General features: G+C 70.2%; 6 protein-coding genes. All 6 read left to right on the top strand.

All coding sequences use genetic code 11. The features are described 5' to 3' along the window. Positions 1 to 327: 327 nt before the first annotated feature. The gene (locus tag ABZ845_RS31675) at positions 328 to 657 is read left to right on the top strand and encodes a TcmI family type II polyketide cyclase (protein ID WP_360986915.1); all 330 of its coding nucleotides are present in this window, start codon (positions 328 to 330) and stop codon (positions 655 to 657) included. Further along, positions 654 to 1925, top strand: a complete 1272-nt coding sequence (locus ABZ845_RS31680) for a beta-ketoacyl-[acyl-carrier-protein] synthase family protein (protein ID WP_360986918.1) — start codon at positions 654 to 656, stop codon at positions 1923 to 1925. The genes ABZ845_RS31675 and ABZ845_RS31680 overlap by 4 nt, the downstream gene beginning before the upstream one ends. Then, the gene (locus ABZ845_RS31685) at positions 1922 to 3145 is read left to right on the top strand and encodes a ketosynthase chain-length factor (protein WP_360986921.1); all 1224 of its coding nucleotides are present in this window, start codon (positions 1922 to 1924) and stop codon (positions 3143 to 3145) included. Before ABZ845_RS31680 ends, ABZ845_RS31685 begins: the two co-directional genes overlap by 4 nt. A gap of 119 nt (positions 3146 to 3264) precedes the next feature. Further along, on the top strand, positions 3265 to 3537 hold the full coding sequence (locus tag ABZ845_RS31690; protein ID WP_360986924.1) for an acyl carrier protein: 273 nt from the start codon (positions 3265 to 3267) through the stop codon (positions 3535 to 3537). 130 nt (positions 3538 to 3667) lie between these two features. After that, positions 3668 to 4453 carry a 3-oxoacyl-ACP reductase FabG gene (gene fabG / locus ABZ845_RS31695; protein ID WP_360986927.1) on the top strand — a complete coding sequence of 262 codons (786 nt, stop codon included), beginning with the start codon at positions 3668 to 3670 and terminating at the stop codon, positions 4451 to 4453. A 48-nt stretch (positions 4454 to 4501) separates the two neighbouring features. Beyond that, positions 4502 to 5003: aromatase/cyclase (locus tag ABZ845_RS31700; protein WP_360986930.1), on the top strand; the 502-nt coding region annotated here is incomplete at its 3' end.

A 5003-nucleotide genomic window follows, 5' to 3' on the forward strand; every position in this document is an offset into this window, starting at 1 on the left:
TCAACGCCCACAAGGCAGGCACCATCAAGGGCCTCACCGCCGAAGTCGGCGCCTCCCTCACCTCCGGCGCCACCATCTGCGACATCAAGGACTGAGCCGGGAACGCACCGAGGACCGGGGACCGGCCGTGGCCAGGGCGGCCGGTGTCAGGCCCTGGCCACGGCCCCTGCGGCCTCCCCAGCTTTCCGCAAACAAATTCCCGTCGTCCCGACAATTTCCTGTAAGTGTCCTGACATTCCGGCCGTTGAAACCTTTCCGGCCGCCTTGGATACTGTTTATCAATTCACTCATACGGCGCACAGCGGGCCGTAAGCAGAGGGGAAAACAATGCACAGCACGCTGATTGTCGCCCGAATGCACCCCGAGTCGGGGGCGGATGTCGCCAAGCTGTTCAGTGAATTCGACTCCACGGAAATGCCGCACCGCATGGGAACGCGCCGGCGTCAGCTCTTCCAGTACCGGGGCCTGTACTTCCACCTGCAGGAGTTCGACACGGACAACGGCGGCGAGCTGATAGAGCAGGCCAAGACCGACCCGCGTTTCGTGGCCATCAGCGAGGACCTCAAGCCGTTCATCGAGGCATACGACCCCAAGACGTGGCGCTCCCCCTCGGACGCGATGGCGTCCCGCTTCTACCACTGGGAGGCGTCCGCGTGAACGGCCGACGAGTCGTCATCACCGGCATCGAGGTGCTGGCCCCGGGCGGAGTGGGGGTGAAGGCATTCTGGGACCTGCTGAGCGAGGGCCGTACCGCCACGCGCGGGATCACGTTCTTCGACCCCAGCCCGTTCCGCTCCCGGGTCGCCGCCGAGATGGACTTCGACCCCGTGGAGCTGGGGCTGACCCCGCAGGAGATCCGCCGTATGGACCGGGCCGCGCAGTTCGCGGTGGTCGCGGCGCGCGGCGCACTCGCCGACAGCGGGATCGACCTGGAGGCGTACGACCCCTACCGGGTCGGTGTGACCGTGGGCAGCGCGGTGGGCGCCACGATGGGCCTGGACGAGGAGTACAACGTCGTCAGCGACGGCGGCAGGCTCCACCTGGTGGACCACGAGTACGCGGTCCCGCACCTCTACAACTACCTGGTGCCCAGCTCGTTCGCGGCCGAGGTGGCCATGGACGCGGGCGCGCAGGGCCCGAGCACGGTGGTCTCCACGGGCTGCACCTCCGGCATCGACTCGGTCGGGCACGCCGTGGAGCTGATCCGCGAGGGCACCGCCGACGTCATGATCTCGGGCTCCTCCGACGCGCCGATCTCGCCGATCACGATGGCCTGCTTCGACGCGATCAAGGCGACCACTCCCCGGTACGACGACCCCGGGCACGCCTCCCGGCCCTTCGACGCCTCCCGCAACGGGTTCGTCCTCGGGGAGGGCGCCGCCGTGTTCGTACTGGAGGAGCTCGAGAGCGCGAAAAGGCGCGGGGCGCACATCTACGCCGAGATCGCCGGATACGCCACCCGTTCCAACGCGTACCACATGACGGGGCTGCGCAAGGACGGCGCCGAGATGGCCGAGGCGATCGACGTGGCGCTCGCCGAGGCGCGGATGAACCCGACGCAGATCGACTACATCAACGCGCACGGCTCGGGCACCAAGCAGAACGACCGCCATGAGACGGCGGCGTTCAAGCGCAGCCTCGGCGAGCACGCGTACCGGACGCCGGTCAGCTCCATCAAGTCGATGGTGGGGCACTCGCTCGGCGCGATCGGCTCCATCGAGATCGCCGCGTCCGCCCTGGCCATGGAGCACAACGTCGTGCCGCCCACGGCCAATCTGCACACCCCCGATCCCGAGTGCGACCTCGACTACGTGCCCCTGGCCGCACGGGAGCAGCTGACCGACGCCGTGCTGACCGTGGGCAGCGGCTTCGGCGGTTTCCAGAGCGCCATGGTGCTGGCGCGTCCCGAAAGGAGCGTGGCATGACGGCATCATCGGCATCGGTGGTGGTGACCGGGCTGGGCATCGCCGCACCGACGGGCCTCGGCACCCGTGACTACTGGGCGGCCACCCGGTCCGGCAAGAACGGCATCGGCCGGATCACCCGGTTCGACCCGACGTCGTATCCGTCGAAACTGGCCGGCGAGGTGCCGGGGTTCGTCGCCGAGGAGCATCTGCCCAGCCGGCTGATGCCGCAGACCGACCGGATGACCCGGCTGGCGCTGGTCGCGGCCGACTGGGCGCTGGCGGACGCCGGTATCGACCCCAAGGACCTGCCCTCGTACGACATGGGCGTGGTGACGGCCAGTTCCTCGGGCGGCTTCGAGTTCGGGCAGATGGAACTCCAGCGGCTGTGGAGCCAGGGCAGCCAGTTCGTGTCCGCGTACCAGTCGTTCGCCTGGTTCTACGCCGTCAACAGCGGCCAGATCTCCATCCGCAACGGCATGAAGGGCCCGAGCGGCGTCATCGTCAGCGACGAGGCCGGCGGTCTGGACGCGGTGGCGCACGGCCGCCGGCTCATCCGCAAGGGCACCCCGCTGATCGTCTCCGGCGCGGTCGACGCGTCGATCTGCCCCTGGGGCTGGGTGGCCCAGCAGGCCGCGGGCCGGATGAGCACCGGTCATGAACCGACGCGCGCCTACCTGCCGTTCGACGCCGAGGCCGCCGGTTATGTGCCCGGCGAGGGCGGCGCGATCCTCATCATGGAGTCGGCCGAGTCGGCGCGCTCGCGTGATGTGCGCGTGTACGGGGAGATCGCGGGCTACGGTTCCACGTTCGACCCGCGGCCGGGCAGCGGACGCGAGCCCGGTCTGCGCAAGGCGATCGAACTCGCCCTGGCGGACGCGCGCGTGGACGCCGGGGACATCGACGTGGTGTTCGCGGACGCGGCCGGTGTGCCCGAACTGGACCGCACGGAGGCCGAGGCGATCGGCGCGGTCTTCGGCGAGGGCGGTGTCCCGGTGACCGCGCCCAAGACGATGACCGGCCGCCTGTACTCCGGCGCGGCCCCACTGGATGTGGCCACCGCCCTGCTCTCCATGGAGGAGGGGCTGATCCCGCCGACCGTACACATCACCCCCGACGCGGCCTACGGCCTGGACCTGGTCTGCGCCCAGCCGCGCACGGCACAGGTCCGCACCGCGCTGGTCCTGGCCCGCGGCTACGGCGGCTTCAACTCCGCGCTCGTCGTCCGCGCCGCCGGCTGACCGGCGAGCACGCCCACTCCGAGCGCTCCTCCGGGCGCCCGACCACGGGCCTCTCCACCACGCGCCCCTGAAAGCGCGCGCCTCTACGACCCCATCAACCGAACCGGGAAGGAACCCACGTGGCCGCCACCGAATTCACCCTGGACGACCTGCGCCGCATCCTGCTGGAGGCGGCCGGCGCCGACGAGGGCGTCGACCTCGACGGCGACATCCTCGACGTGCCGTTCGAGGTCCTCGGCTACGAGTCGCTGGCCCTGCTGGAGACCGGCAGCCGCATCGAGCGGGAGTTCGACATCACCCTCGACGAGGACCTGCTGACCGACGCCGACACCCCGCGCGCCCTCATCGAGGCCGTCAACCAGGGCTTCGCGGCCGTCCGTCCGGCCGCCTGACGATCCGCACCCGGCGGGGCCGGACACAACGCCCCGGCCCCGCCCCGCGCCACCCCCGTCCCGTCCGGCCGGCGTCGCAGCACACAGAGCCACCGGACCGTAAGAACGCACCAAGCCGGAGAGGAACCACATGTCAACGCAAGCCAAGCGGGTCGCCGTCATCACGGGCGCCACCAGCGGCATCGGGCTGGCCTCCGCCCGTGCCCTGGCGGCCGACGGCCACCAGGTGTTCATCGGCGCACGCAATGCCGACAACATCGCCGAGACCGTCAAGCAGCTCCAGGACGAGGGCTACGAGGCCGACGGCGCGGCGCTCGACGTGTGCGACGCCGCCTCGGCCGCCGCGTTCGTCGCGAGCGCCGTCGACCGCTTCGGCACGATCGACGTGCTGGTCAACAACGCCGGGCGGTCCGGCGGCGGGGTGACCGCGGACATCGCCGACGAGCTGTGGAACGACGTCATCGAGACCAACCTCACCAGCGTCTTCCGGCTCACCCGGGAGGTGCTCAACGCGGGTGGCATGCGGCACAAGAGCCGCGGCCGGATCATCAACATCGCCTCCACCGCCGGAAAGCAGGGCGTCGTCCTCGGTGCCCCCTACTCGGCGTCCAAGCACGGCGTGGTCGGCTTCACCAAGGCGCTCGGCAATGAGCTGGCCCCCACCGGCATCACGGTGAACGCCGTCTGCCCCGGCTACGTCGAGACGCCGATGGCGCAGCGCGTCCGCGCCGGGTACGCCGCCGCCTACGACACCACCGAGGACGCGATCCTGGAGAAGTTCCAGGCCAAGATCCCGCTCGGCCGCTACTCCACGCCCGAAGAGGTGGCCGGCATGGTCGCCTACCTCGCGTCCGACACCGCCGCCTCCGTCACCGCACAGGCCATCAACGTCTGCGGCGGACTCGGCAACTTCTGATCCCCACCGCCTTTCCGAGACCGGACGAGACTGGAGAAGAGAGCCGTCATGACGACGCGTGAGGTAGAGCACGAGATCACCATCGCCGCGCCCGCACCGGATGTGTACCGGCTGCTCGCGGAGGTGGACAACTGGCCGCGCATCTTCCCGCCGACCATCCATGTGGACCGGGTGGAGGGCGACGGGGCACGCGAGCGCATACGGATCTGGGCCACGGCCAACGGCCAGCCGAAGAACTGGACGTCGCGCCGCGAACTGGATCCCGAGGGGCTCACCATCACCTTCCGCCAGGAGGTGACGACGCCCCCGGTGGCGGCGATGGGCGGCACCTGGATCATCGAGCCGCTCGGCGAGGAATCCTCCCGGGTGCGGCTGCTGCACGACTACCGGGCCATCGACGACGACCCGCACGACCTGGTGTGGATCGACGAGGCCGTGGACGGCAACAGCCGCAAGGAGCTGGCGGCGCTGAAGGAGAACGTGGAGTTCGCGCACGCCGCGGCCGAGCGGACCTTCTCCTTCGAGGACACCGTCCGCATCGACGGCGCCG

The sequence above is a fragment of the Streptomyces sp. NPDC047022 genome (assembly GCF_040644155.1).
Classification (GTDB): Bacteria; Actinomycetota; Actinomycetes; order Streptomycetales; family Streptomycetaceae; genus Streptomyces.